Origin of the sequence: Longimicrobium sp. (assembly GCF_036280135.1) — a bacterium.
In the GTDB taxonomy this organism is placed as follows: Bacteria; Gemmatimonadota; Gemmatimonadetes; order Longimicrobiales; family Longimicrobiaceae; genus Longimicrobium.
Window position 1 is genome coordinate 1 of sequence record NZ_DASURI010000864.1, and the last position, 2,811, is coordinate 2,811.

The 2,811-nt window shown below is 73.4% G+C and carries 1 protein-coding gene; it reads left to right on the top strand.

The genetic code is table 11. The annotated features are described in order from the left end of the window. Positions 1 to 854: 854 nt before the first annotated feature. Positions 855 to 2,774 carry a DEAD/DEAH box helicase gene (locus VFZ20_RS28010; RefSeq protein ID WP_329687266.1) on the top strand — a complete coding sequence of 640 codons (1,920 nt, stop codon included), beginning with the start codon at positions 855 to 857 and terminating at the stop codon, positions 2,772 to 2,774. Positions 2,775 to 2,811: the final 37 nt, after the last annotated feature.

A 2,811-nucleotide genomic window follows, 5' to 3' on the forward strand; every position in this document is an offset into this window, starting at 1 on the left:
GGCCGGTACCACATCAAGCGGCTGCGACATGTGACGCTCTGGCGAGTCGAAGTGTGAACGGTGTTCACCACACACTAGTCCACGGCGTCAACTACCACCAGGTACACGACCCGAAAGTGCGAAAGTGCGAAAGTGCGAAAGCGGATGATGCGCGGGAGCGGTTGGCGGATGCGAGGCGCGGATCCAGCCCCGGCGACTGAAGTCGCGGCACCGAAAACGTGATGTCGGCCTGCGCCGACGGCTCCTGCCGCGCGCCGTGTCATGTGCACCGGGGGCGAGCCCCAGCGGTCCGGGAGCGAATGGAATTCGCCGCTGGAACGTCGCGAAGTCCGCCTGCGCGGACTGCCCCAGCGAACGCCGGCCCATCTGCACCGGGGCCGATGTCCGGGTCGGTTGAAGCCTCGTTCGCATCGCGCGTCAGCGCGAGACGGGGCTTATGGCGGTCCCAGCGGCGGGTTTACCCGCTCAGGCTTGATGCCAGCAGCCGCGCCGGGACCCTGCCCGCGCGAGCAGTTGAAGCCTCGCGCAGTTTGCGAGGCTTTCCGCTGTCGTTGGGGCGACTTCAGTCGCTCCCCTCGCGGAACCCGTCTCGGCGTATCACGTTGCAACCCAACCTCTTACCCTCCCCTCCCCGACCCATCCGCCCCCACCCGAATCCATCCCACGCACATCCCGCAGTTACTTTCGCACTCCCGCACTTTCGCACTTTCGCACTCCCGGTTTCGCACTCTCGCGCTTCATCACGTAAGTTGTCGCCCCCGCGTGCAAACCCAGCGGGCAAACTACTTGCGGATGCCACGCGCGAAACCGTGAGTCGCGCGCGTGTGACACACTCTGACGGACGGACGACGTACATGGCTTCATTTCAAGACCTCGGCCTGCGCGAGCCCCTGCTGGCCGCGCTGGAAGACGCGGGGATCGAGCGCCCCACGGCCCTGCAGCAGGCCGCCATCCCCGTGCTGCGGCGCGAGGGCAACCTGGTGGCCCGCGCCGGCAGCGGCTCCGGCAAGACGCTGGCGTACGGCCTGGGCATCCTGGACCGCCTGGAGCCCCGCGCCACCGCGGACGAGGACGAAGGCGACGACGCGGCGGACGACACGCCCCGCGGCACCCGCCTGCTGATCCTCGCCCCCACGGCCGAGGCCGCCGAGCGCGCGGCCCTGGAGCTGGTGCCCTTCGCGCAGGCCGCGGGGCTCACCGTCTCCGCGTCGGGCGGCGGATGGGGCACGCGCACCGAAGCCGCCGAGGTGCTGGCCGCCACGCCGGCCGAGGTGGTAGAGGCCGTGCGCGCCTCGGCCATCAAGCTGGAGGGCGTGGAGGCCGTCGTCGTAGACGGCGCGGCCGAGATCGAGTCCGTGGGCGGATGGGAAGGGCTGGAGACGCTCTTTGACCACGTGCCGCGCGACGCCCAGCGCGTCATCATCACCTCGCAGACGACGGACGCCATCGACGACCTGGCCGGCCGCCGGGTCAAGCGCGCCATCCGCTTCCCCGCCACGGCCGCGGACCCCAAGTCCGCCGAGCCCGCGCCGGAGCCGACGGCCACCGTGGGCTACGTTCCCGTCTCCGAGCGCGACAAGCTGGACACGGTCGCCCGCATCCTGGGCGGCGGCGGGGGCGGCGAGCCGCCCGTGCTGTACTGCCGCACGGACGAGCGCGCGGCGCAGGTGTCCGAGGCCCTCACGCTGCGCGGCTTCCTGGCCAGCGACGCGGGCGATCCCGACGCGGACGTCATCGTCATCGGCTCGTCGGGGATGGACGAGGACGAGGCGCCGTCCGGGCAGGTGATCAGCTACGACGTGCCGGCGGATGAAGAGACGCTGCGCACGCGCCACGGCGGCGAGGACCCGGGCTTTGTCCTGGTGGACCCGCGCGAGCTGGGGCACCTGCGCGACATCGCGGGACGCGCCGGCTTCTTCGCGCAGCCGGCCGGCATCCAGGGCGAGGAGCCCGTGAGCGGGTCGCTGGAGCTGCGCACCTTCCGCGGCGAGCTGCGGCGGGCCCTGCGCGAGGAGGACCTGGCGGCGCAGATGCTCATCCTGGAGCCCCTGTTCGAGGACTTTACGCCCACGGAGATCGCGGCGGCGGCCAGCGCCCTGCTGCGCAAGCGCCGCGCGGCGGCCCCGTCCGCGGCCGTGACGGCGGCGGATGCCATGCCCGCCGCCGCGGCGGCCGCGCGCGAGCGCACCACGGCGCGGATGGCGCGTCCGGCCCCCGGCGGCTTCGCCGAGACGGGCGGCGGCGCGGGCGCCACGTTCACGCGGCTGTTCGTCAGCCTCGGTGACCGCGACGGCGTGCGGGCGGGCGACATCGTGGGCGCCATCGCCGGCGAGGCCGACCTGCCGGGCAGCTCCATCGGCAAGGTGGACATCCGCGACACGTTCAGCATCGTGGAGGTGCCGGCGGACGCGGCGGAGCGCGTGATCGCGTCGCTGAACGGCACCACCATCCGCAACCGCAGCGTGCGCGTGGACTACGACCGCCAGCGCAAGCCGGCGGGCGGGCCGGGCGCGGGTCGCGGCGGACCCGGCGGCGGCGGGATGCGGCGGATGAACCGTCCCGGCCCCGGCGGCGACGATCGCGGTCCGCGCCGTCCCAGCAGCCGTGACGACGACCGTCCGCGCCGTTCCAGCCGCGACGACGATCGTCCGCCCCGGCGCGGCGGCGACGACCGCGGCGGCCCGCGCGGCCCCCGCTCCGGTCCGCCCCGCGGCGGCGGCGGTCGGCCCGGCGGTGGTGGCGGTGGCGGCTTCCGCCGTCCCCGCGACGACTGATCCGGAACCGAAGTGCGAAAGTGCGAGAGTGCGGAAG